The sequence below is a fragment of the Streptomyces sp. 8L genome, assembly GCF_020176795.1.
Lineage (GTDB): Bacteria > Actinomycetota > Actinomycetes > Streptomycetales > Streptomycetaceae > Streptomyces.
On the sequence record NZ_JAIUKE010000029.1, the window covers coordinates 17,698 to 42,574 of the forward strand.

18 protein-coding genes and 1 pseudogene are annotated in these 24,877 nt (G+C 72.8%); 6 read left to right on the plus strand and 13 right to left on the minus strand.

The features are described from left to right. Positions 1-9 precede the first annotated feature (9 nt). Complete coding sequence (locus tag LCE31_RS03760) at positions 10-2,079, minus strand: phosphocholine-specific phospholipase C (protein ID WP_225012504.1); 2,070 nt, start codon at positions 2,077-2,079, stop codon at positions 10-12. 150 nt (positions 2,080-2,229) lie between these two features. Further along, positions 2,230-2,676 (minus strand): YchJ family protein, encoded by a 447-nt coding sequence (locus LCE31_RS03765; RefSeq protein ID WP_225012505.1) that lies wholly within the window; start codon positions 2,674-2,676, stop codon positions 2,230-2,232. Positions 2,677-2,827: 151 nt separating this feature from the next. Between LCE31_RS03765 and LCE31_RS03770 the strand changes: the two genes are divergently transcribed. Continuing rightward, positions 2,828-4,180: a 6-phospho-beta-glucosidase gene (locus tag LCE31_RS03770; RefSeq protein ID WP_225012506.1), complete on the plus strand. Its 1,353-nt coding sequence runs from the start codon at positions 2,828-2,830 to the stop codon at positions 4,178-4,180. A gap of 169 nt (positions 4,181-4,349) precedes the next feature. Here LCE31_RS03770 and LCE31_RS03775 read toward each other — a convergent pair whose 3' ends face one another. Both LCE31_RS03775 and LCE31_RS03780 read right to left on the minus strand, forming a co-directional pair. Then, positions 4,350-4,586, minus strand: a complete 237-nt coding sequence (locus LCE31_RS03775) for a DUF397 domain-containing protein (protein ID WP_225012507.1) — start codon at positions 4,584-4,586, stop codon at positions 4,350-4,352. After that, positions 4,587-5,450 carry a helix-turn-helix domain-containing protein gene (locus LCE31_RS03780; RefSeq protein ID WP_225012508.1) on the minus strand — a complete coding sequence of 288 codons (864 nt, stop codon included), beginning with the start codon at positions 5,448-5,450 and terminating at the stop codon, positions 4,587-4,589. Positions 5,451-5,660: 210 nt separating this feature from the next. On the opposite strand from LCE31_RS03780, the gene LCE31_RS03785 reads away from it, so the two are divergent. Further along, the gene (locus LCE31_RS03785) at positions 5,661-6,119 is read left to right on the plus strand and encodes an ATP-binding protein (RefSeq protein ID WP_225012509.1); all 459 of its coding nucleotides are present in this window, start codon (positions 5,661-5,663) and stop codon (positions 6,117-6,119) included. Beyond that, the gene (locus LCE31_RS03790; RefSeq protein ID WP_225012510.1) at positions 6,113-6,568 is read left to right on the plus strand and encodes a hypothetical protein; all 456 of its coding nucleotides are present in this window, start codon (positions 6,113-6,115) and stop codon (positions 6,566-6,568) included. The genes LCE31_RS03785 and LCE31_RS03790 overlap by 7 nt, the downstream gene beginning before the upstream one ends. Positions 6,569-6,629: 61 nt before the next feature. Here LCE31_RS03790 and LCE31_RS03795 read toward each other — a convergent pair whose 3' ends face one another. The 7 genes from LCE31_RS03795 to LCE31_RS03825 are packed head-to-tail and all read right to left on the minus strand — an operon-like array spanning position 6,630 to position 17,777. Continuing rightward, positions 6,630-8,810: an alpha-galactosidase gene (locus LCE31_RS03795; RefSeq protein WP_225012511.1), complete on the minus strand. Its 2,181-nt coding sequence runs from the start codon at positions 8,808-8,810 to the stop codon at positions 6,630-6,632. A gap of 53 nt (positions 8,811-8,863) precedes the next feature. Beyond that, positions 8,864-10,234 (minus strand): ABC transporter substrate-binding protein, encoded by a 1,371-nt coding sequence (locus tag LCE31_RS03800; RefSeq protein WP_225012512.1) that lies wholly within the window; start codon positions 10,232-10,234, stop codon positions 8,864-8,866. Then, positions 10,231-11,214: an acetylxylan esterase gene (locus LCE31_RS03805; protein ID WP_225012513.1), complete on the minus strand. Its 984-nt coding sequence runs from the start codon at positions 11,212-11,214 to the stop codon at positions 10,231-10,233. Before LCE31_RS03805 ends, LCE31_RS03800 begins: the two co-directional genes overlap by 4 nt. After that, entirely contained in the window at positions 11,208-13,634 is a 2,427-nt protein-coding gene (locus LCE31_RS03810) for a glycosyl hydrolase family 95 catalytic domain-containing protein (RefSeq protein ID WP_225012514.1), read from the minus strand. The genes LCE31_RS03805 and LCE31_RS03810 overlap by 7 nt, the downstream gene beginning before the upstream one ends. Positions 13,635-13,654: 20 nt before the next feature. Next, entirely contained in the window at positions 13,655-14,590 is a 936-nt protein-coding gene (locus tag LCE31_RS03815; protein ID WP_225012515.1) for a carbohydrate ABC transporter permease, read from the minus strand. A gap of 11 nt (positions 14,591-14,601) precedes the next feature. After that, positions 14,602-15,561, minus strand: coding sequence for a carbohydrate ABC transporter permease (locus LCE31_RS03820; RefSeq protein ID WP_374118393.1), 960 nt, complete (start codon positions 15,559-15,561; stop codon positions 14,602-14,604). Between the two features lie 59 nt (positions 15,562-15,620). Beyond that, positions 15,621-17,777 (minus strand): fibronectin type III domain-containing protein, encoded by a 2,157-nt coding sequence (locus tag LCE31_RS03825; protein ID WP_225012516.1) that lies wholly within the window; start codon positions 17,775-17,777, stop codon positions 15,621-15,623. Positions 17,778-18,069: 292 nt separating this feature from the next. Between LCE31_RS03825 and LCE31_RS03830 the strand changes: the two genes are divergently transcribed. After that, positions 18,070-19,248, plus strand: a complete 1,179-nt coding sequence (locus LCE31_RS03830; protein WP_225012517.1) for an ROK family transcriptional regulator — start codon at positions 18,070-18,072, stop codon at positions 19,246-19,248. An 82-nt stretch (positions 19,249-19,330) separates the two neighbouring features. After that, positions 19,331-20,575 (plus strand): ROK family transcriptional regulator, encoded by a 1,245-nt coding sequence (locus tag LCE31_RS03835; RefSeq protein WP_225012518.1) that lies wholly within the window; start codon positions 19,331-19,333, stop codon positions 20,573-20,575. Between the two features lie 296 nt (positions 20,576-20,871). On the opposite strand, the pseudogene xylA reads toward LCE31_RS03835, so the two are convergent. Next, positions 20,872-22,041 (minus strand): annotated as a pseudogene (xylA, locus tag LCE31_RS03840) (xylose isomerase). A gap of 257 nt (positions 22,042-22,298) precedes the next feature. Between xylA and xylB the strand changes: the two are divergent. Next, positions 22,299-23,774 (plus strand): xylulokinase, encoded by a 1,476-nt coding sequence (xylB, locus tag LCE31_RS03845; protein WP_225012519.1) that lies wholly within the window; start codon positions 22,299-22,301, stop codon positions 23,772-23,774. 198 nt (positions 23,775-23,972) lie between these two features. Here the strand turns inward: xylB and LCE31_RS03850 are convergent, their stop codons facing one another. Next, positions 23,973-24,854 (minus strand): SDR family NAD(P)-dependent oxidoreductase, encoded by an 882-nt coding sequence (locus LCE31_RS03850; protein WP_225012520.1) that lies wholly within the window; start codon positions 24,852-24,854, stop codon positions 23,973-23,975. Positions 24,855-24,877: the final 23 nt, after the last annotated feature.

Genomic DNA, 24,877 nt, shown 5'->3' on the forward strand with positions numbered 1-24,877 from the left:
GGCGCCGGGTCAGCCCCGGGCCAGCGCCGGGTCCGTCACGCTCGCGCGGCCCGTCTCGATGTGCCCGGCCAGCCGCCGCAGGTAGGTGTCGTCGCGGTCGGACGTGACGGACACGTCGTACCAGTGGTCGGTGCGGGCCGCCTCGACGGTGTGCTCGGCGCTCGCACCCGGCCGCAGCCGTACGGAGGCGTCGTGCGCGTGCCCGTACCCGTCGCGGACCGTGAGGCGCACGGGCACCGTCCCGTGGTTGGCGAACCGCAGCCGCAGGGTGCCGCGTGCCGCGTCGTGCACGGCGGTGACCTCGGCGCCCCTGGCCGGGCCCGTGCCGGAGACCTGCCGCAGGAAGCCGTTCGGCCCGTGCACGGAGTAGTCGTAGGCCCCGCTCGCCGGCAGGGCCAGGGTGCCGGTCAGCTTCGCGTGCGGGCCGACCGTGTAGGTCCAGGGTCCTTCGGTGGACGTCGTCGACGTCACCAGGAAGGCGGCGCCCGCCGTGCCGTGGGAGGCGAAGCCGACGGTGAGACGGCCTTCGCCGGCCACCGCGTCGGCCGCCAGGTCGTACGGTGCGGGCAGGAGCGGGCGCCGGTCGCGTTCCTGCCGGGGCAGGGCCTGGTCGGCCGGGGGCCGCGGCACGACGTCGGGGTGGCGGGCCGCGTCCTTCGGCCGGTAGCGGTCGGTGCTCGGGAGGGCGGGGACCGACGACGACGCCCGGCTGAAGTCGAAGGCCGACGTCAGGTCGCCGGTGACGGCGCGCCGCCAGGGCGAGACGTGCGGCTCGGCCACCCCGAAGCGGCGCTCCATGAAGCGCAGGATCGAGGTGTGGTCGAACACCTCGGAGCAGACCCGGCCGCCCCTGCTCCACGGCGACAGCACGAACATCGGGACGCGCATGCCGAGCCCGTAGGGGCCCGCGCCGCTGCTCGCGGGGGCGGAGGGGCTGGTGCGGGAGCCGAACAGCTCCTCCTCGACGGAGACGGTGGAGAAGCCCTGCGCGGGCGACGAGGGCGGGAAGGGCGGCACCACGTGGTCGAAGTAGCCGTCGTTCTCGTCGTAGGTGATCAGCAGCGCGGTCCTGCTCCACACCTCGGGGTCGACGGTGAGCGCGTCGATGACCTGGGAGACGTACCAGGCACCGTAGTTGGCGGGCCAGTTGGGGTGCTCGCTGAACGCCTCGGGCGCCGCTATCCAGGAGATCTGCGGGAGCCTCCCGGCCTTCACGTCCGCCTTGAGGATGTCCATGAAGCCGTCGCCGGCCGCGGCGTTCGTACCGGTGCGGGCCTTCTCGTACAGCGGGTCGCCCGGCTGGGCGTCGCGGTAGGAGTCGAAGTACAGCAGCGAGTTGTCCCCGTAGTTGCCGATGTAGGCGTCGTCCGTCCAGCCCCAGGACCCGGCGGCGTCCAGGCCGTTGCCCCGGTCCTGGTAGATCTTCCAGGACACGCCCGCCCGCTCCAGGCGCTCCGGGTAGGTGGTCCAGCCGTAGCGCAGCTCGTCGTTGGTGATGACGGGGCCGCCGCCGGTGCCGTCCCCGCCGACGTAACCCGACCACATGTAGTAGCGGTTGGGGTCGGTCGGGCCGAGCAGCGAGCAGTGGTAGGCGTCGCAGACGGTGAACGCGTCGGCCATGGCGTAGTGGAAGGGGATGTCGTCGCGGGTCAGGTACGCCATCGAGGCGGCCGACTTGGCGGACACCCAGGAGTCGTACTTCCCCCGGTTGAAGGCCGCGTGGGTGCCTTCCCAGCTGTGGTCGAGGTCTTCGAGGAACGTGAGGCCCAGATCGCTGCCCGGAGGGTGGAAGGGCAGCACGTCGCCGGAGGGGCCCGGCTGGTGGAAGACGGACTTCCCGCCCGGGAGGGTCACGGCGCGCGGGTCCGCGAAGCCTCTGACCCCGCCGAGGGAGCCGAAGTACATGTCGAAGGACCGGTTCTCCTGCATCAGGACGACGATGTGCTCGATGTCCCGCAGGCTTCCCGTGCGGTGGTTGGCGGGGATCGACGCGGCGCGGGCGATGCTCGTCGAGAGCGCCGAGAAGGCCGCCGTGCCACCGGCCAGCTGCATGAATCGGCGACGGTTCATATCGACCATCGGGTGGGGCCCCTTTGCGGTTGTCGTGCGGTGTGAACCCGCACAGCCTCCGCCGCCGGGGCCGCGGCACCGGGGGCCTGCCCGCGAACTGATCACGAACGTCCCGTGAACGGATGCGGACAGCCGCACAGGAACGGCGCTCCGCCCCCGTCAGCCGTCGGTCGAGCCGTCCACGTAGACCCAGTCGCCCCGCTCCCGGGCGAACCTGCTGCGTTCGCGCAGGACGCCGCGCGCCGGGGGGCGCGAGCCGTCCGTGTAGTGCGCGAGGAAGGTGACGGTGCCCGTCGTGTGGAAGGCGCTGCCGCCCGAGGTATCCAGGATCGTGAGGCCCGTCCAGCGCGTCGCCGGGTCGAGGCCGAGCCGGGCGGGCCGCTGGGCCGCCGCCCAGGTGCGCAGCAGGTACGCCTCGTCTCCCACGGCGAAGGCACTGTAGCGGGAGCGCATCAGCAGCTCGGCGGTGGCCGGGGCGTCCGGGCCCGCGTGGAAGCGCCCGCAGCAGGCGGTGTAGGCGGCGGGAAGCCCGCAGGGGCAGGGTGACGAGGCGCCGACGGCGGGCCCGGCGGGGCGCTGGGCGGGGCGGCGGGGGCGTTTGGCCATGACCTCATTCTCCTCGCCTCCCCGCGCCCTCCGCGACGCGCACCCGCCCCACGGCTCCGGCCGGCCGCGCCCTCGGGAATGATCGGATGGACAGCGAACAGGACGACTCGAACGACGAGGGCGACGTGAGCGAGAGGGAGGCGGCCCGGGTATGAGGCTGACGATTCTGGGCGGCGGCGGTTTCCGCGTACCGCTGGTGTACGGGGCGCTGCTGCGCGACCACGGCGCGGGCCGGGTCACCGGGGTCACGCTGTACGACGTGGACCGGGCCCGGCGCACGGCCGTGGCCCGGGTGCTCGCGGACCAGGCGGCCGGCGTGCCGGACGCGCCCGCGCTCACGGTCACCACCGACCTGGACGAGGCCCTGCGCGGCACGGACTTCGTCTTCTCCGCGATCCGGGTGGGCGGCCTCGCGGGGCGGGCGCAGGACGAGCGGGTGGCGCTGGCCGAGGGCGTGCTCGGCCAGGAGACGGTGGGCGCGGGAGGGATCGCGTACGGCCTGCGGACGGTGCCGGTGGCGCGGGAGATCGCCCGGCGGGTCGCGGCGCTGGCACCGGAGGCCTGGGTCATCAACTTCACCAATCCGGCCGGTCTGGTGACGGAGGCGATGGCGGGCGTCCTGGGCGAGCGGGTCATCGGCATCTGCGACTCCCCCGTCGGACTCGGCCGGCGGGTGGCGCGGACGCTGGGGGTGGACCCGGCCACGGCGCGCTTCGACTACGTGGGCCTGAACCATCTGGGCTGGCTGCGCGGTCTGTACGTGGACGGGCGGGACCAACTGCCGCGGCTGCTGGGCGATCCGGCGCTGCTGGGTTCGTTCGAGGAGGGCCGGCTGTTCGGGCCCGAGTGGCTGGCGCCGCTGGGCGCGGTCCCCAACGAGTACCTGCACTACTACTACTTCAACCGGGAGACGGTGGCCGCGTACCGGAGCGCGGAGCGGACGCGAGGCGCGTTCCTGCGCGACCAGCAGGCCGGTTTCTACGCGGAGGTGGGCGGCGCGGCCCCCGCCCCCGGCGCGGCGTCGGCGGCCTGGCACCGGACCCTCGCGGAGCGCGAGGCGACGTACATGGAGGCGAACCGCGACGCCGCGGGGATGGGCGAGCGGGACGAGGCGGACCTCGAATCCGGCGGGTACGAGCAGGTGGCGCTGGCGCTGATGCGGGCGATCGCGCACGACGAGAAGGCGACGCTGATCCTCAACGTGCGCAACCGGGGGACGCTGTCCGCGCTGGACGCGGAGGCGGTGGTCGAGGTGCCGTGCGCGGTGGACGCGAACGGGGCGAGGCCGCTGGCGGCGAATCCGCTGCCCCTGCACGCGGTGGGCCTGGTCACGGCGGTGAAGGCGGTGGAGCGCGAGGTGCTGCGGGCCTCGGAGACGGGAGCGAGGGCGGACGCGGTCGCCGCGTTCGCCCTGCACCCGCTGGTCGACTCGGTGTCCGTGGCGCGCCGACTGGTGGACGGCTATGTGGCGGCCCATCCGGGGCTCGGCTATCTGCGCGGCTGACCGGCCCTGACCGGTCGGCGGGTCCGTCCTGGCCGGTCGGCCGGCCAGGAGCGGCTCACGGGGGCCTGCGCGCCGTCGGCGCCGGTGTGTGCGGCGCCGCAGCGCACCTGAAAAACGCTGCGACGCCGCACACCTGCCCCCACCCGTGGTAGTGGTCGTGTGGCGGCCGTCAGGTCAGGAGGAAGTCCGCCTGGCCCGACTTCGCGCCCTGGATGAAGGCGGCGATCTCGGCCGGTGTGTAGATGAGTGCGGGGCCGTCCGGGTCGGAGGACTGGCGCACCGCGATTCTGCCGTCGGCCAGCTTCATGGCCTCGATGCAGTTACCGCCGTTGCCACCGCTCCAGGGCTTGTGCCAGCCCTCGGCGCCGAGCTCACGAGCCGGCATGCCGTTGTATATGGGACTCATTCACAGCTCCTTGCGGACATCCCTGAGGATCTCCTTCGTGCTTTGTGCAGTTGCGGCCTGCGCCGCCATCCGGTCCATGACCTCCAGGTGAGTGGCCACCTCCGGTCGCGCGTCGAGATAGAGCGCCCCCGTCAGGTACTCGCTGAAGACCATGTCCGGCAGCTCGGGTTCCGCGAATCGGAAAATCACGAACGGCCCGTAGGTACCCGGGTGGTGTCCGCTGGCGAACTCCGCGATCTGAAGTGTCACATGGGGCAGGTCCGCGGCCTCGAGAAGCCGGTCGATCTGTTCCCGCATCACCTCGGGGCCGTCACCGACGGGGCGGCGGATCACCGTCTCGTCCATGACCACCCAGAACCTCGGCGCGTTCTCCCCCGTGAGCAGGGGCTGCCGCGCCATACGGAGCGCGACGTGCCGCTCCGTCTCCTCGGGTGAGGACCGCCCGACGGCGCCGGCCCTGAGCACCGCGCGCGCGTAGTCCTCGGTCTGGAGCAGGCCCGGCACGAAGTGCGGCTCGTACTCCCGCACCAGGGTCGCCGCTCCCTCCAGGCTGACATAGACGCTGAACCAGTCAGGCAGGATGTCGTGGAACCGCTGCCACCAGCCGGGTTTGTTCGCCTCCTCGACGAGCCCGGTGAAGACTCCCGCCTCTTCCGGGCCCACGCCGTAGGCGGTGAGCAGCACCTGGACGTAGGGGATCTTGAGCGCTACTTCGGCCGCTTCCATCCTGCGGATCGTGGCAGGGGCCACGCGCAGGAGCTTCGCGGCCTCCTCGCGTTTCAGGCCGCAGCGCTCGCGCAGGTCTTGCAGACGCCTGCCGAGCACGACCTGACCCACGGTCGGGGCCGACCGCGGTTCACTCACTTCAGGGACCTCCCCATCGCCACGATGTGCAAGCAGTGTGCCATGACTCTGGCAGTTAGAACACGGCACTCTGGAAATTCCAGAGTGCTACTTGCCAAGTGTCGCGGACAGGTGGACAGTGGTGGAGTGAACCAGTTCACGCGGTTGTCGCCCTGTGCCACGGGAGAGGCACAGAGCGGAACAACCGCTTCCCCACCGTTAGGATCGGTCGTGGCACCTGGTAACGCGCTCACCCCCCAGCTCGCGCCTGTGTGCTCTGGCAACGTTGTCCGGCGTTACGGCTTCGAATTGCCGGCGCGCGCGGAGTCCGTCGGCCGGGCCAGGAAACTCACCGAGGACCGGTTGCTCGGCTGGGGTGTGCGCGAGGGAACGTCCGACACCGCGGTGCTCGTCGTCTCCGAGCTGGTCACCAACGCGGTCGTGCACGCGGCAGGCGACCACGTCATCTGCGAACTGCGGCTCGACCAGGACCGCCTGCGGATAGCCGTCGAGGACCAGGGGTACGGCCCGACCGGCCCCCAGCTCCACCGCGGCGGCGCCGACGAGGGCGGGCGCGGCCTCTTCCTCGTCGACTCGATGTGCAGCTGCTGGGGAACCCAGAGCACCTCGGGCTACGGCCCCGGGCGCGTCGTGTGGGCCGAACTCCCGCTCGTGGAGCAGGCGTGTTGAGGAGCGCGCGGGCGGCGCTGACGCGGCTCGGGCGGAGCCCGAGGAGCGGCGGGCGCGGCAGCGCGTACGGCGACTGCACGGCGCGGCTCCCCCTCCCGGAGACGCTGCCCGCCTCGCTCGGGTGCGACGCGGTGGGCGTGCCCGCCCGCCACGGGTTCCGGCTGATGGCCCGGATGCCGCGCACCGGGTGCGTGTTCGCCGACACCGACTGGTGGTGGTGGATCGTCCCTGCGGGCTCCGACCTGGAGCTGTCCTGGCCGGCGCCCGCCCGGTACGTGGCGGGGATCAGTGTGCCCGCGGTCCGTCCGCGCCTGATCCACTGGCCCGACGACCGGACGCCGTACACGCCGCCGATCCCCTTCTACCTGATGGTCTGCCAGCTCACGGGGGCCGCCCCGGCGTGGGCGGACGGCCCGATGCCCGCCCCGCGCGGCGGCGCCCGCGCCTGAGGCGCCCGGCCCCTCGTCGTGTGACCTCTCCTTTCCCGCGCCTCTGCCGGGACGCAGGCGCTCAGCCGCGTGCCACGTCCAGCAGCAGTGCCTGCCCGGGTGCCAGGTTCGGCAGCGGGACGCCGGTGGTCGCGAGGACGGTGCCGGGCAGCGCCACCCAGCCCTCCAGCGCCGCCGCGAACCAGGCGGGGCCCGAGACCTGGTGCAGACGCGGCAGGCCCAGCTCCTCGCGGACCCGTACGCGGTACGTGCCCGAGGCGTCGAGGCCCGGCAGCCGGACCCGGCCCGTCTGTCCCTCCGCCGACGTCGCAAGGCGCGAGAAGGAGTAGAGCGCCTGCGATCCGTCGCGCGCGACGACACCGTGCAGCAGCACCGCGTCGTCCGGCAGGTCTGCCCGTACCGTGCGGCCCGAGTGCAGCAGCGCGCGCTTCTCCTTGTACAGCTCCGCCCACCGGCCGAGCCGCGCGATCTCGTCCGCGTCCCGTGCGGTCAGGTCGTCCTCGATGCCCGCGTGCCCGAACAGCGCGGTGGCCAGCCGGAACGAGGCGTCGGTCGTCCGGCCCGTGGTGTGCGCGACCGGGCCGCCGACATGCGTGCCGATCAGCTCGGGGGGCAGCACCTGCGCCGTCCAGCGCTGGATGGCCTGCCGCTCGACCGGATCGTTGCAGTCCGAGGGCCACACCCGGTCCGTACGGGCGAGGATGCCCAGGTCCACCCGGCCGCCGCCGGACGAGCAGCTCTCGATCTCCAGGCCGGGATGGCGCTCCCTCAGCGCGTCGAGGAGCCGGTAGAGCGCCTGGGTCTGCGCGTGCACGCCGGGCCTGTCGTGGCCGCCGGCGCCGCGGTGGACGGCTTCCAGCAGGTCCCGGTTGTAGTCCCACTTGAGATAGTCGATCGCGTACCGCGTGACGACCTCGTCGAGCGACTTCAGCAGGTAGTTCCAGGCCTCCTCGTGGCCGAGGTCGACCGCGTACTGGTGGCGCATGCTCGGGCCGAGGCCCGCCGAGGGGCCGAGTATCCACTCGGGGTGCTCCCTGGCCATGCGCGAGTCGAGGTTGACCATCTCGGGCTCGACCCAGAGGCCGAACTGCATGCCGTGCGCGTGCACCCGGTCCACCAGCGGGCCCAGCCCGTCGGGCCATACGTCGCTGTCCACGGTCCAGTCGCCGAGTCCCGCGGTGTCGTCGCGCCGTCCCGCGAACCAGCCGTCGTCCAGGACGAGGCGCTCCACGCCGACCTCGGCGGCCCGGTCCGCGAGGTCGAGCAGGCGTTCGAGACGGTGGTCGAAGTAGACGGCCTCCCAGGTGTTGAGGGTGAGCGGGCGCGGGCTCGCCGGGTGGCTCCCGCGGGCCCGCAGCCGGTCGTGGAACCGGTCGGCGAGGCCGTCGAGCCCCTGGTCGGACCAGACGAAGAGGCACTCGGGCGAGGTGTACGACTCCCCCGGCGCGAGCCGTATCTCACCGGGCGCGAGCAGCTCGCCGCCGCCGAGGGCCGCGCCGTGCACGCCGGCGCCCTCCGGCAGCCGCTCCGCCAGCCAGCGCTGGTTGCCGCTCCACGCGACATGCAGCCCCCACACCTCGCCCGCGCGGAAGCCGAAGCCGGGCACGCCGAGCGTCAGCAGGTGCGGGGCCTCAAGTCCCGGTCTGCCGCGGCGCACGGAGCGGACATGGCTGCCGTGGGTGAGGGTGGAGCGCTGCGGTACGCGCTCGCGGCACCACTTTCCGGTGAAGTCGAGGATCTCGGTGGCCCTGGCGGGCACCGGCAGCAGCGTGGTGACCGCGCCGAGGTCGTACGGTGCGGCACCGCCGGCCGCCGACGCGGGCCTGGTGATCCGCGTACTGACGCCGAGGACGCCCGCGGCGTCGAGCCGGTAGGTGAGGACGAGGGCGAGGCCGCTGACGTCGTCGTCAAGGTGGAGGGTCAGTGCGGCACCGTCGAGGTCGGCGCGGGTGAGCCGGGGGCGCGGTGTGGTGCCGACGCCGCCGCGGTGCCCCTCGTGGGCCGGGGTGCCGGCCCAGCCGTCGGCCTCCGTCGGCCAGACGGTGAACCGCCGCGGCACGTCGGGAGCGCTGTTGAGGACAACGCCGTCCGCCGTCATGCTCAGCGCGGCGAGTTCGCCCTCGCTCAGCTCCCCGAGGTCCGCGCCCCAGTGCAGGACGCGGGGCAGCGGGTCGCCGAGCTCCACGACGAAACTCACTCCGGCCGCACGCAGATGGGCGGTCCGCGCGGTGGTGCGGGTCAATGCAATGTCCTCTCGAACCGTGTGGGGGCGCGGCGTTCAGGTCCGTCGCCCGGTCAGTCTTCCTTCTGCGCGAGGAGTCTCCTCGCGTCCTGGGTCATCTGCTTGAACACATCGTCGTTCCTGTCGTGGGCGAAGAAGGACTGGAGGAGGGGCTGGAGGGTCTTCTGCATGGCGGTGCCGTTGCCGTAGGTGGGCGACGGGTAGAGGTCGCCGTCACGCTGGGCGGTGATGAAGGGCGACAGGTCGACGCCCTTCTTCTTGAGCGCGGCGGCCGTGGCGTCCATGGACGCGGCGATGGACGGGAAGAACGTGCCGCTGCGGCCGGCGATCGTCTGGCACTGCTGGGACTCCTGGAAGGACACCCACTTCCAGGCGAGGTCCTTGTGCCGCGAGCCGGACCAGATCATGTTGCCGTTGGGGTTGCTCTCCCCCGACCGCTTGCCGTCCGGGCCCTTCGGGTTGAGGGCGATGCCGTAGTCGAGCTTCGGGATGTCCGGGTACGAGGTCGCGGACCACGAACCGTCGTTGGCGATGGCCACCTTGCCGGAGCCGAGCAGCTGCGCGCTGCTGGGGGCGTTGCCCGCGGAGGTGAACTCGCCCTCGGTGGGGGCGTATCCCTTGTCGGTGAGGTCCCTGACCCAGTTCATGGTCTTGACGAACCGCGGGTCGTCGAACCGGAAGACGGTCGGCCACTGGGTCTTGTCCCCGGGGCGCCAGCCGAGCGTGGACACCAGCGGGTTCCAGGACGTCTGCCCGGTGAAGTCCTGCACGCCGAGGGCGCCGATGCCGTAGATCCTGACATGGTGCTTGTCGAAGCCGGGCTGATCGCCCCGCCTGCCCCTGGAGTCGACGGTGAGGTGGGCGACCATCTTCTCGAACGTGCCGCCGTTGTCCGGGTTCCAGGTGAGGTTGTCGACGTCGGCCTCGGTGTATCCGGCCTTCCTCAGCATGTCCTTGTTGTAGTAGAGACCCGCCATGGCCCAGTCCATCGGCAGCGCGTAGAGCTTGCCGTCGGTGTACCGGTAGGAGGCCGTGCCCGTCGTGTACTTCTTCAGGTCGAGGCCCGACTTCCTTATGTACCCGTCGAGCGGCTGGAGTTGGCCGAGGGCCGCGTACTGCTGGAGGTACTGGCCGCTGTTCATGAAGGCGTCGGGGGCGGTGTCCGCGACGAAGCCGGTGAGCAGCTTGGTGAAGTAGTCGTTCACGTCGTACTGCGTGATCTTGACGGTGACGCCCGGGTTGTCCTTGTCGAAGACGTCGGCGCACTTCTGGTAGGCGGCGGCCTGCTTGTCGTCCCACGTCCACCAGTTGACGGTGGTGCCGCCGGCGGAGGCGGACGGGGCGCCGCAGCCGCAGGCGACGGCGGCGAGCCCCGCGGCGGCGGTCGCGGCGACGAGCTTGCGTGACCGGTTGCGAATCCTCATCGTTCCTCGTCTCCCCGGGCCGTCGCGGCCCTGAATGCGGACAGCGCGTCGGCGACGTCCTCGTGTCCGCCCGCCTCGTGGCCGTTGAACTCCCAGGCTCTGATGGTCTTTCTGCCGCGGTAGGCGTGGTACGCCCCGAAAGCGGTGGACGGCGGGCAGATGTCGTCCATCAGCCCGGTGGAGAAGTGCGCGGGCGCCAGGGCGCGGCGCGCGAAGGCGACCCCGTCGAAGTGGGCGAGGGTCTCGAAGACCGTCTCGGCCGATGTCCTGCGGGCCGCCAGATAGCCGGAGATCTCGCTGTACGGGGCGGTCGCCGTGATGCGCACGGCACGCCGTACGTCGGTGAGGAACGGCGCCTGGACGTAGGCGGCGGCGAGGTCGGGGACGAGGCCCGCCGCCGCGAGCGCGATGCCGCCGCCCTGGCTGTTGCCCGCCACCGCGACGCGCCGCCCGTCGACCGCGTCGAGGCCGCGCACGGCGTCGACGGCGCGGACGGCGTCGGTGAACACCCGGCGGTAGTAGTACGTCTCCTTGTCCTCGATGCCGCGGGTGAGGAAGCCGGGGTACGCGGGCGCGCTGCCGACCGGGTCGCCGGTGGCGCCGCCCGCGTGGGCGCCGCCCTGGCCGCGCGCGTCCATGATCAGGTGCGCGTATCCGGCGGACGCCCACACCAGGTCGTCCAGGGGCCCGCCCCGCCCGCTGCCGTATCCGTGGAACTGGACGACGGCGGGCAGCGGTACGGCGCCGCGGTCCCGGGGCAGGCGCAGCCAGCCCCGTACGGGGTGTCCGCCGAAGCCGGGGAACTCGGCGTCGAAGACGTCGATGGTGCGCAGCGCGGTGGAGACCGGGGTGAGGACGAGGCCGTCGCCCGCCGCGCGCGCCTCGTCGAGCGTCGTCCGCCAGAAGGCGTCGAAGCCGTCCGGGTCCCGGTGGCCGCTGCGGTACTCCCACAGGGCGGGCAGGTCCAGGTCGCTCAGCACGCCGGCCTCAGCGCGCCGTCCAGGGTGACGTCCCGGCCGCGGGAGACCGTGATCTCGGCCGTGGCGGAGCCGTGGACGAGCCGTACGGGGGCGGTGTCGTCGCCGCCGACCCGGCGGAGGGTCACGGAGGTCAGGGCGCCGTCCTGCCAGGCGAGGTCGGCGGCGAGGCCGCCGCGGCAGCGCAGGCCGGCGGCGCGGCCCCGCGTCCACCGCCCGGGCAGGGCGGGCAGCAGGCTGACGCGGTCGTCGTGGCTCTGCAGGACGAGTTCGGCGAGCCCCGCGGGGAAGCCGAAGTTGCCGTCCATCTGGAACGGCGGGTGGGTGGAGAACAGGTTGGGCAGCAGCCCGCCCCACACGGACCCGTCGACGGGCGCGTACTCCCGCGCGTTGCGCTCCAGCGGCCGTACGGCTTCGAGGAACAGCGAGCGCGCGGTGTCGCCGTCGCCGAGGCGGGCGCGCAGCGCGATCTTCCAGGCCCAGGACCAGCCCATGGCGCCCGGGCCTCTGCGCTCCATCAACAGGCTTGCCGCGGTGGCGAGTTCCGGTGTGGCCCGCGGGGTGATCTGGTCGAGCGGGTAGACGGTGACCAGCTGGGACATGTGCCGGTGGCGGGGGTCCTCCTCGGGCAGGTCGGTGGCCCACTCCCTGAGGTGGCCCTCGGCGGCCGCGCCCGGTTCGCGCAGCCTCGGCAGCGCGGCCTCGATCTCCGCGCAGAGCGGGTCGTCCCCCTCGCCGATGATCCGTGCCGCGGCGAGGGCACGGGTGAGGGTGGCGCGCACCAGGGCGACGTCCATGGCGGTCGAGTGGGTGAGGGCTTCCGGCTCGCCCGCCGGGGAGAGGAAGTGGTTCTCCGGGGAGGTGGCGGGGATGGTGTCGAGGAACCCGTCCTCGCCCTCGACCAGCCAGTCGACGCAGAACGCGGCCTGGCCGCGCAGCACGGGCCAGGCGCGCTCGCGCAGGAAGGCGGTGTCGCGCGTGAAGTCGTAGTGGTCCCACAGGTGCTGGGTGAGCCAGGCGCCGCCCATCATCCAGATCGCCCAGGACGGGTCGCTGTGCCCCATGCCCACGGGCAGCGCCCAGCCCCACATGTCGGTGTTGTGGTGGGTGACCCAGCCGCGCGCGCCGTACAGCTCGCGGGCGACGTCCGCGCCGCTGGCCGCGAGCCGGTCGAGGAGGCCGAACAGCGGCTCGTGGCACTCGCCGAGGGCGGTGACCTCGGCGGGCCAGTAGTTCATCTCGGTGTTGATGTTGACGGTGTAGTTGGAGGACCACGGGGGCCGCAGTTCCTCGTTCCACATGCCCTGGAGGTTGGCGGGCGGGCCGCCGCCCGGCCGGGAGCAGGATGCCAGCAGGTAGCGGCCGAGCTGGAACATCACGGTCGCGGTGAGCTGTTCGTCGTCGCCGGAGAGGACGTCGCGGGCGACGTCGTAGGTGCCGGTGCGCCGCTCGCCGAAGGTGAGGCTCGCCGCGGCGAGCAGCGGGCGCAGGTCGTCCCGGTGGGAGCGCAGGAGGGCGTCGGCGCCGAGGCCGAGGGCGCGTCCGGCCGCCGCTGCGGCCCGCTCGCGGTGTCCGGCCCGGGTGCGGGGCGCGACGCGGTGCCAGACGTCGGCCGCCGCCGACGAGGACGAGGCGGTCACGAGGAGCCGGGTCATGCCGGTGACACTCCAGGTGCCGTCGGCGGTGGCGACCTGTCCGTCGGTGTCGACCCGTACGGCGAGGACGGCGTACGGGTCGTACGCGCCGGCTGCCGCGGTGCTTCCGGCGTGGTCCGTCTCGTCGGCGTAGCGCAGGGGCTGTGCGACGGACGTCTCGTGCTCGGGCGCGCCGTCGACGGGCAGCGCGACCTCCACGGTCAGGCCCTCGGGGCCCGCCGTGTGGCGCAGGAGCCGCAGCGGGGTGGTGAGGGCGAGGGTCGCGTCGGCGGTGCCGCCGGTCACCGCGATGTCCAGGCAGAGCGCTTCGGCGGGGCGGCTGGCCCAGGTCCTGCGGCGTACGGTCAGGGGCCCGTCGGTGATCTCGTCGGCGGCGACGCCGTCGTCCAGGCCGAGCGTCCGGCCGCCGTAGCGCGCCTCGTCCGAGAGGCCGAGGCCGACGGCCAGGTCGGCGAACGGCAGGTATTCCTGGCTGTAGCGGCCCTCGAAGCTCATCAGGAGGGACTCGGCGCGCCGCAGGTCGCCCGTGCGTATCGCGTCCCTGACCTCGGCGAGGCGTTCGGGGCCCGCGCCCGCGGCGCGTACGGCCGCGAGGCCCTCGGCGGGGGTGGCGGGGGTGCCGGACCAGAGGGTCGAGTCGTTGATCTGGACGCGTGCGCCGCGCGTTCCTCCGAAGACCATGGCCCCGAGCCGGCCGTTGCCGACCGGTGCGGCCTCGTTCCACGCGGCGGCGGGCCGCGGCCAGTACAGGCGCAGATCGTCGTTCATGAGTGGCGGTTCCCGATTTTCTACTTGATGCCGGTGAAGCCGATGGAGTTGACGATCCGGCGGCCGAAGACCATGAACAGGGCGAGCATGGGCAGCGCGGCGATCATGGTGGCGGCCATCAGACCCGCCCAGTCCGGGGCCGCCTGCGGCGAGGACTGCTTGAAGACGCCCAGGGCCAGTGTCAGAGGCCGCGCGTGATCGTCGTTCGTCGACAGCAGCGGCCAGAAGTAGTCGTTCCACGTGTTGATGAACGTCAGCAGGGACAGCGTCGCGATCGGCGCCGAGGTCATGGGCAAGGTGATCGTGAAGAAGATCCGCATCCTGCTCGCGCCGTCCACGATCGCCGCCTCCTCCACCTCCGTACTGAGCCCCAGCATGAATTGCCGCAGGAAGAAGATGTTGAACGCGGAGAAGAACGCGCCCGGCAGGATCAGCCCCGTGAAGGAGTTGAGCTGGTGGATGTCGCGGATGAAGATGAAGTTCGGCAGCAGCGTCAGGATCGCGGGCACCATCAGCGCGCCCAGCAGGATGTTGAACACGGTGTTGCGGCCGCGCCACCGCAGCCGCGAGAACGCGTAGGCCGCCATCGCCGAGCAGAACACCACCAGCGCCGTCTGCACCGTCGCGTAGATGATCGAGTTCCGCAGGAACAGCGGGGTGTTGATCGCGGCGCCCGAACCGCCCTGCGCCTGGGCCTGGGCCTGGGAGGCGAGGCCGAGGGCGCGCTGGAACGCGCCCCAGGTGAAGTCGACCGGCAGCAGCGACGACGGGTCAGTGGGCAGGGCGACGTTGTTCGAGAACGCGGTGCGCAGAATCCAGTAGAACGGGAAGACGGTGACGATCAGCACCACGGTCACGAAGACCCAGGCGGCGATCCGGCCCGGCGAGAACCCGCGGCGCTCCCGCACGCGTGCGGCACCGGCGGTGCGGGAAGGGCCCGTTGCAAGAGCGGACATGGACGGGCTCCTCAGCTCAGGTCGGTCTCATTGGCGCGGGCGAGCCGCATCTGGGTGAACGTGATCGCGATCAGCAGCACGAACAGCGCCAGCGACATCGTCGACGCGTAACCGAAGTCCAGCTCCCCGAAGCCCTTTTCGTAGATGTACATCTGGAGCACGTTCGACGCGTTCGCGGGACCGCCCTGCGTCGTGACCGACACGATGTCGAAGACCTGGAACGACCCGATCACCGTGAGGATCACCACCATCACCAGGATCGGCCGCAGGAGGGGCACCGTCAGGCGCCGGAACATCTGGAACTCACTCGCGCCGTCGAGCCGCCCCGCCTCGTACACCGACGGCGGGATCGTCTGGAGGCCCGCGAAGATCAGCACCGCGTTGTAGCCCATCGACTTCCACACGCTGACGGCCGCCAGTGAGGGGATCGCCCAGTGGCTGTCGGAGAAGAACAGCAGATGGACGCCCGTGGCCTTCTCCAGCAGCTGGCTGATGATGCCCAGCTGCGGGTCGAGCATCCACTGCCACACCAGCGCGGCCACCACACCCGAGATCAGGAACGGCAGGATGATCAGGCCCCGGATCACCGTCGAGCGCGTCAGCCGGTGCAGGACCACCGCGGTCACCAGGGACAGCAGCACACCGATCACCACCGCCAGCACCACGAAGTACACCGTGACCAGCAGCGAGTGCCAGAACACCGAGTCCCCGAACATCTCACGCCAGTTGGCGAGCCCCACCCACTTCGGCGCGGTGAGGATGTGGAACGAGGTGAAGCTGTAGTACACGCCCCTGACCGTGGGATAGGCGAAGAAGACCAGGAACCCGGCGACCGCCGGTGTGATCAGCAACCACGCCAGCCTTCCGTCCCCGCGGCGGTGGGAGGGCGACGCCACCGCGTGCTCCCGCACCCGGCGCCCTCCCGCCCAGCGCCCCGGCACAGCGGGCTGTTCTTTCACGATCTGCGCCACGGCGCACTCCTCGGCACTTGTGCTGCTGGTTCCCCGCGGGCCTGGCAGGCCCGCGGGGGCTACTGGACGACGATCTGGTCGATGTCGGCGACGCTGTCGCCGGGGTTGCCGAACGAGACACGGTTGTCGCCGGCCTTCAGCGCCATCGGCACCGTGACGTTCTGGGTGTGGTCCCAGTCGTTGTCACCGGTCCCGGAGAAGGGCAGCTGGATCGTCCGCCCGTCGACGGTGACGACGCCCTGGCGGCTGGTGTCGCCGTCGGCGTACGCGACGGTGACCAGGTACGTCCCGTCGCGCGGCGCGGTGACATGGTCGAAGGTCACCGTCGCGGACCCCCCGAGATTGCCCGCCTTCTTCCCCCCGGCACAACCCCCGCAGCCGGACGCGGTGGCGCCGCCGGCCAGGGTGGCGTCCTCGCCCTGGTAGGTGACGGGCCCGCCGGTGTCCGCGGTGGTGACGGGCACGGCGGTGCTCGGCCCCGAGGTCCTGCCGTGTGTGTCGACCGCGGTCACGGTGTAGCGGTGGGCCGAGCCCGGCGCGAGTCCCGACACCGTGGCGGAGGTGGCGGCGCCGCCCGTCGAGGCGACCCTCGCGCCGTTGTCGCGGATGTCGTAGCGGGCGACGGACGCGCCCTTCGCCGGCACCGCCGGGTCCCAGGCCAGGGAGACGGAGGTGGCGGTGGCGGAGGTGCCGTGCGCCCCGGTGGGGACCGTGGGGTGCGCGGTCTTCCGCGGTGTGACAGTCAGCAGCCGGGAGCCGTGGGCGGGCAGTGTGGCGCCGAACGAACCGCTGGCGGCGCCCAGGTTCTGGTGGCTCCACACGTCCTTGACGTCCGCGGCGCCGCCGAAGCCGAGATCCTGCCACCGCGCGGTGGCCCTGGCGGGCGAGGAGCCGAGGTTGAACAGGGCGACGGTGTAACTGCCGTCGGCGTTGCGGGCGTACCAGGTCTGCTGCTCGGACGACTGGCTGACCGGCTTCGCGGGGCGTCCCGCCTGGTCGATGGCGATGACGTCGTCGTTGGTGAGGAGCTTCTCGCCGTAGCTGTCGAGCTGGGTGAGGTCGTCACCGATGTAGAGGGGCGCGGCCTCGATGGCCCAGAGCGTCAGGTAGCTCTGGCGTTCGTCCTCGGTGAGGCCGTCCATCCGGCCGCTGCCGACGTCGACCGAGTCGAGGTTGTTCCAGTGGCCGGGCCCCGCGTCGGGAATCCACTGGACGACGTCGCGCCAGCGCTGCTTCACCGAGGCGTCCCAGGTGACGAGGGTGTCGCAGTAGCACTCGACGTCCGTGTCGATGCGCCAGCCGTTGCTGTCCTTCTTCCACTCGTCGGCGTAGGTGTGGCTGAGCGCCCAGGAGAGGGTGAACTGGATCGGGCGGCCGGTGTTGTTCAGCGCGGCGCGCCAGCCGGCGGCGTCGTCGCGGTTGTCGTAGTTGGCGCCTCCTTTGAAGGAGCCGGGGCCCACGCCGTCGAGCTTGAGGAAGTCGACGCCCCAGCTCGCGTACAGGTCGGCGACCGATTGCGTGTACTTCTGCGCGCACGGCCGCGAGTAGTCGATCTTGTAGGCGCTGTCCCAGCCGTTGGTCTTGCGCAGGTCCGGGTAGACGACGTCGGCCGTGGTGCAGCCGGGGGCCCCGTAGACCGGTGTCGTGCCGTCGCCGTACGCCGCGGGGTCGAGGCCGACCGCCTGGTAGATGCCGGCCTTGAGGCCGAGGGCGTGCAGCTTGTCGTTGACGTACTTGATGCCGTCGGGGAAGCGCTTCGCGTCGGGGACCGGCCGGCCGTACGCATCGAAGCCCGTGGTCCAGCCGGCGTCGATGTTGACGTAGTCGTATCCGTGCTTCTTGAACGTCGACGCCAGGATCTTGGCCTGCTGGAGGACGTGCGCCTCGGTGAGGTAGCTCGCGGAGCCGTCGGGGTTGACGCCCGGGTAGTTGGTGGACTCCAGGCTCCAGCTGCTCCAGCCCAGATAGGGCTTCTGCGCGAGCGGCGCGGTCACCGGGTGGGCGGCCGGTGCGGCCGGCCGGTGCACGGCGGTGGCTGCCGCCGCGTCCGCGGTGGCGGCGCCGGTCGAGGGGGGGGGGGGGGGGGGGGGGGGGGCGCCCCGCCCCCCCGCCAGGACGGAGGCCGAGAGGGCGCCGAGTGTGCCGGCCCAGCCCTTTCGTCGCAGGCCCTTGGCCGTCTCCGCTCGTCCCCGGGCGGTGCGACCTCTGTGTGCCATGGCGTGCTCCATTTCGCCGCAACGCTGCGGCTGTTCAGGGGCGATGTCCGGTACATGACGGACCGGGCGCGTGCAGTCACTGCGCGGCTCTGCTGGAACACACGCCCGGTGCCCTCCCCGTGGGGGAGGAGGTGCGGTGACTGTAATCAGGGTTTCCTTCCAGGGTCAATATATTGTTCGGGAAGTTTTCTCCTCCAGATCCGCAGGCGATCCGGGCCTGATGGCAGATGAGAGCTGACCGCCGGGGAAGATCGCGCTCCTGTTGTCTTCCGGCAGAAGGTAACCTTGCGGTGTGACCCTCTCCAGCCAGCCACCCGCCGCCGCCCTGGTCTTCCAGACCCTCCTGACCCAGGGTCCGCTGACCCGGGCCGAACTCGGCCGGCGCACGGGCCTGTCGTCGGGCGCCGTCACCAAGGTGTCCACCCCGCTGCTCGCGGACGGCTGGATCACCGAGATGGGACAGCAGGCGGGCGAGCGCCAGCCGGGCCGGCCGGCCACCCTGGTCGCCGTACGGCCGGAGCGCGCCCGGTTCATCGGGGTGAAGGTGACGGCCGACGAGCTGATCGGCGTCGCGGCCGACCTGACCGCGACCCCGCTGGCCACCCGGCGGGCACCGCTCGGCTCCCGGGATGTCGGCACCGTCGTACGGGCCATCGCGCGGATCGTCGCACACCTGGCGGACGGCGAGGGCGGCCCCGAGGTGCACAGCGTCGGTGTGACCATCTCGGGCGACGTGGACGGACACACCGGCGTGGTGCGGTATTCGCCCTTCCTCGACTGGCGCGGTGTGCGCCTCGCGGAGCTGGTGGAGGCGGCCACGGGCGTCCCCACGGTCATCGACAACGACGTGCGGGCGCTGACGGTGGCCGAGCAGTGGTTCGGCTCGGGCGCGGGGCTCTCGTCGTTCGCGCTGGTCACCGTCGGCGCGGGGATCGGCTGCGGCATCTCGGTCGGGGGGCGCCTGGTCTCCGGCGCGCACGGTGTGTCGGGCGAGATCGGCCACCTCCCGGTGGGCGGCGCCATCGGGTCCGCCCAAGTGTGCACCTGCGGCAACACCGGTTGCGTGGAGGCGATCGCGTCCACCCAGGCCATAGTCGACCAGGCGCGCGAGGAGACCGGGGACCCCGGCCTCACCCTGGCCGACGCGGTGCGGCTCGCGCACAGCGGCGACGAGCGGGCCCGCGCGGTGTTCACGCGGGCTGGCCGGGCGCTGGGGCTCGCGATCGCCTCGGTGGCCAACCTCGTCGGACCCGAACGGATCATCATCTCCGGCGAGGGCGTCGCGTCGTACGACCTGTTCGCCGACCAGATCCGCCGGTCGTTCACCGCCCAGGCGTTCGGTACGGCGGCGGACTGCGACCTCGTGGTGCGGCCGCTCCCCTTCGAGGCGTGGGCGCGGGGCGGCGCGGCCGTCGCGGCGCAGCGCCTGTTCGCACCGGTGGCGGCGGGCGGCCCTGGACCCGCCAACTGAAGTACGCGGGCCGGTGCTCCCGTCCCGGCGGTCCGACGCGCCCTCCCGGGGCAGGGGCCCATCGCATAGGCTCGCCGGTGACATGAACACCAACCACACATCCCATACGTCGCTCGGCCCGAAGGCCGACAAGGAGACGGTGCGGCGGCACAACCTGAGCCTCGTGCTGCGCGCCGTACGGGACGAGGGGGAGGCGACCCGCGCCGGGGTCGCCGCCCGGGTGGGGCTCACACGGGCGGCCGTGTCGTCCCTCGTGGAACAGCTGATCGAAAACGGCTTCCTGAGCGAGTCGGGCAAGACGTTCAGCGGGCAGGCGGGCCGGCCCGGCACGGTGCTCAAGGTGACCCGCACGGGGCCCGCGGGCATCGGCGTCGAGATCAACATCGACTATGTGTCGGTGTGTGTGGTGGACCTGTCCGGCACCGACCGGGTACGGCTGACCGAACACATCGACAACCGGGGCGCGCTGCCCTCCGAGGTGCTGGCGCGCGGCGCGCGCATCGCGGCCCGCACCCTGGAGTCGGCGGCGGAGCAGGACCTGCTCCCGGTGGGGGTGGAACTCGCCCTGCCGGGACTGGTGTCGGGCGGCGCCGTGCGCCAGGCGCCCAACCTGGGCTGGAACCGGGTGCCCGCCGAGGAGCACTTCGCCCGTTCCCTGGCCCTGCTGCGGCCCAACGAGCCGGATTTGCCGGTGAGTTCGGAGAACGAGGCGAACCTGGCGGCGCTCGCGGAACTCTGGTTCGGCGGCCTCGGCCCGCTGCGCACGTTCCTCTATCTGACGGGTGAGATCGGGGTGGGCGGTGCGCTCGTCCTCGACGGTGAACTGCTGCGCGGCGCCCACGGGTTCGCGGGCGAGATCGGCCATGTGGTGGTCGACTCGGAGGGGCCGCTGTGCCGGTGCGGCTCGCGCGGCTGCCTGGAGCAGTACGCCGGCCAGTCCGCGCTGCTGCGGGCCGCGGGCCTGGACGGGGACGCGGGCGTGCCGGGCGTCGCGGAGCTGGAGCGCAGGGCGCGTGGCGGCGACGCTGCGGCGGTGGCCGCGATCGAGCGGGCCGGGCTGATGCTCGGGCGGGTGGTCTCGGGCGCGGTGAACCTCTTCGACCCGGACGCTGTGGTGCTGGGCGGCATCTACCGGGCGCTGATGCCCTGGCTCTCCCCCTCGGCGGACCGCGAACTGACGGCGCGTGTCGTCTCCGGCCTCTGGCCGCGGGACAGCGGCCGGCTGCGGGCGTCGTCCTCCGCGGGCGACGCGGCGCGCGGCGCGGCGGCCCTGGTGGTCCGCGCGGTCCTCGCGGACCCGCTGGCGTACGTCCCGCGCCGGGCCTGAGCGGCACGGGCCGCCCGGCGCGAGAAGTGCCGGGCGGGTGGTGGGGCGCGGGACGCACGGGCCGCACGGCAGCGGGTCTCAACCGGGAGGGAGCCATCGGGTGCCCCTGCCGGGACCGGCCGCGAGCGGCACCGCACGGCGGGCGGCCCGCAGGACCGCCCGCAACAGGCTTGCCGGATCGGTGGGTTGCCCCGGTACCCAACGGGCCGGGCGGGCACCGAGGGGAATGTGACGCGGCGCCGTCCCGTCCGCCTGACCGGGTGGGGAAGCGGCGCCGCGTCACGTGCCGGGGCGCCTCAGCGGACGCCGAGGAGGTGGTCCATCGCGAGCTGGTCGAGGCGCTCGAAGGCCATGCCGCGCTCCGCCGCCGCCTCCGCGTCGAAGTCGACCTACGCGGAGCGGTCGGCGAGCAGGCCCGCGAGGCCCTCCTGCGCGGTGGGCAGGGCGAGTTCGTCGAGGCGGGACGCGCGCAGCGCCTCCTGGACCTCCGGGTCGGCGCGGAACTTCGCGGCGTGGTCCTTGAGGATGAGGTAGTTGCGCATGCAGCCCGCGGCCGACGCCCACACCCCGGCGAAGTCCTCGGTGCGCGGCGGCTTGAAGTCGAAGTGGCGGCAGCCGTCCCAGCCCGCCGCCTCCAGCAGGTCCACGAGCCAGAACGCGGCACGCACGTCGCCCGCGCCGAACCGCAGGTCCTGGTCGTACTTGATGCCGCTCTGGCCGTTGAGGTCGATGTGGTACAGCTTGCCCGACCACAGCGCCTGGGCGATGGAGTGCGGGAAGTTGAGCCCGGCCATCTGCTCGTGCCCGACCTCCGGGTTCACGCCGTACAGCTCGGGACGCTCCAGGCGCTCGATGAACGCCAGCGCGTGGCCCACCGTGGGCAGCAGGATGTCGCCGCGCGGCTCGTTCGGCTTGGGCTCGATCGCGAAGCGCATGTCGTAGCCCTGCTCGGTGACGTACTCGCCGAGCAGGTCGAACGCCTCCTTCATCCGGTCGAGCGCGAGGCGTACGTCCTTCGCGCCGCCGGACTCGGCACCCTCGCGCCCGCCCCACGCGACATACGTCGTCGCGCCGAGTTCGGCGGCGAGGTCGATGTTGCGGATGACCTTGCGCAGCGCGAAGCGCCGTACGTCGCGGTCGTTGGCGGTGAAGCCGCCGTCCTTGAAGACGGGGTGGGTGAACAGGTTCGTGGTGGCCATCTCCACCACGATGCCCGTCGCGTCCAGCGCCTGGCGGAAGTGCTTGATGTGCGACTCGCGCTCCGCCTCCGACGCGCCGAACGGGATCACGTCGTCGTCGTGGAAGGTGACCGCGTACGCCCCGAGGTCGGACAGCTGCCGCACGGACTCGGCCGGGTCGAGGACGGGCCTGGTGGCGTCGCCGAAGGGGTCCCTGCCCTGCCAGCCGACCGTCCAGAGGCCGAAGCTGAACCTGTCCTCGCGCGTGGGTGTGAAGCGTTCCGTCATTCCCTTGGCCGCCTTCGCTGCCTCAAAGGTCCGTCCGACCTTTTTGTTTTCTGACATGACTAATATGGCACGGCGCCTCCGGAACGCAACAGTCCCCTCGACCGCCGGAACCGGCACCCGCGAATCACTGTCGTCCGGATGGATCGCGTCCACCCGCGCCCGTGACGCGCCCGCCCGTCTCGCGTAATTTGTTTCTCACCCGTTCAAAACCCAGCTCACCCACGGCGTCGCCGCCGTCGCCCGGAGAAGAGGCCCCCATGTCGCGAAGCCCGCTCGTGATCGGCGTGGACAGTTCCACCCAGTCCACGAAGGCCGCCGTCACCGACGCGGCCACCGGCAAGCTGCTCGCCGTGGGCCGCGCGCAGCACCGGGTGACAGGCGAGGGCGGGGCCCGGGAGAGCGACCCCGAGGTGTGGTGGACGGCGCTGCGCGACGCGGTCGCCGGGGGGCTCGCGGACGCGGGCGCCGACGCCTCGGCGGTGACCGGGATCGCGGTCGCCGGCCAGCAGCACGGGCTGGTGGTGCTGGACCGCGCGGGCCGGCCGCTGCGGCCGGCGATGCTGTGGAACGACACCCGGTCCGCGCCGCAGGCCGCCCGGCTCACCGAGGCGCTCGGCGGTCCCGCGGCCTGGGCCGCGCGCACCGGGTCCGTTCCCGTCGCCTCGATCACGGCGACGAAGTGGCAGTGGCTGCGGGAGCACGAACCCGCGCTCGCCGAGGCCGCCGCCGCGGTGCGGCTGCCGCACGACTTCCTCACCGAGCGGCTGTCCGGCGCGGCCGTCACCGACCCCGGCGACGCGTCGGGCACCGGCTGGTACGCGACGGCGACGGGCGCGTACGACCCCGAACTGCTCGCGCTGCTCGGCCTGGACGCGGACCTGCTGCCTTCGGTGGCGCCGACGGGCGCCACCAGGGCCGGGACGCTCACCGCCGCCGCTGCCGCCGAACTCGGCCTGCCCGCCGGGATCGCCGTGGCGGCCGGCACGGGCGACAACATGAGCGCGGCGATCGGCCTCGGGCTCGGCGGCGCGGGCCTGCTCGACCACCCGGTGCTCAGCCTCGGCACCTCGGGCACGGTGTTCGCGGCGACGACGACCCGGCCGACGTCGGTCGCGCTGAACGGCTTCGCCGGCACGGACGGCACGTACCTGCCGCTCGGCTGCACCCTGAACTGCACCCAGGCCGTCGACAAGGTGGCCGCACTGCTGGGGCTCGACCGGGAGGACGCCGAGCCGGGCGGTGAGGCGGTCTTCCTGCCCTACCTCGACGGCGAACGTACGCCCGATCTGCCCCTGGCGGCGGGGCTGTTGACCGGGCTGCGCCACGACACGACGCCTCGCGGGCTGCTGGGCGCGGCGTACGAGGGCGCTGCCTTCACGGTGCTGCGCGCGCTCGACGAGGTGCTGCGCGCCTGCGGGCTCGACCCCGCGGCGCCCGAGGTCGCGTCCCGGCCGCTCCGGCTCGTCGGCGGCGGCGCGCAGGGCCGGGCGTGGATGTCGACCGTCCAGCGGCTGTCCGGCCGTCCGGTGATCGTTCCGGCGAGCGGGGAACTGGTCGCGCTCGGCGCGGCGGCGCTCGCGGCCGGGGCGGCGGGCGGCGAGGACCCGGTGGCCGTCGCGACCCAGTGGGGCACGGGCACCGGCCGGGAACTCGAACCGGTCGCCCGCGACACGGAGACATGGGAGCGGATCGCCTCGGTCCTGGAGCGGGCGGCGCCGAGCCTGCTGTCCTGACGCGCGACGGCGCGGCCGGCGACGGGCCCCTTCACCCCTGAACGGCGTCAGTGGCGGGGCCCCGCACCGCGGACCGCGCCGTGACCGCGATCCCCGCACCGCGGACCGCGTGGTGACCGCGGTCGCGCTTACGACCGTCCGCGCACGGGCGTCCGCCGGCGCTGTGCCGAAGCGGCCGGCCCGTGGGCCGGCCGCCGCCTACAGCGGGCCGGCGAGGCCCGTGAGGTCGACCGGGTAGTCCTCGCCGAAGTCGGCCGAGCGGCTCACCGGTTCCCACGCGGCCGCCTCCTCCTGCTGGCCGCGCGAGTAGGTCTGGGCCATCTGTACGGCTCCGGCGCCGAGAATCAGGTGCGACGGCACGTTCGGGTGCTTGACGACGCGGACCAGGATCTCGCCGGCCCGGGCGGGGTCGCCCGCGGCGGAGACGGACGTGCGCAGAGTGCGCACCATCTCGCCGACCGTCGGCTCGTACTCCGGCGCGACCTCCTGGATCTGCATCGAGGCGCCCGCCCAGTCCGTGGCGAACCCGCCCGGCTCCACGACGAGGCACCTGATGCCGAGCGGTGCGGTCTCGGCCGCCAGTACGCGGGTGAACCCGTCGACGGCGAACTTCGCCGCCTGGTACGAGCCGAGGCCGGGCGTGCCGCCGACCCGGCCGCCGATGGAGGAGAACTGCACGATCGTGCCGGAACCCTGCTCCCTGAGGAGGGGGAGCGCCGCCGTCGAGACGTTGTAGACACCCCAGAAGTTCGTGTCGAACTGCCGGCGGAAATCGTCCTCGGGCGTCGTCTCGACCGCCGCGAGGTTCGCGTACCCGGCGTTGTTGACCACGACGTCGATCCCGCCGAAGCGGTCGGCGCCCGCGCGGAGGGCGGCCACCGCGGCCGATCGGTCGGTGACGTCGAGGGCGACGGGCAGCACGCGGTCGCCGTAGCGCTGGACGAGGCCGTCCAGCTGCTCCGGCTTGCGCGCCGTGGCGACGACGTTGTCGCCGGCCGCCAGGGCCGCTGTCGCGAGGTGGCGGCCGAAGCCGCGGGACGAGCCGGTGATGAACCAGGTCTGCGCTGCGTACGTGTTCATATTTCTAGCGAAACACGGTTTCA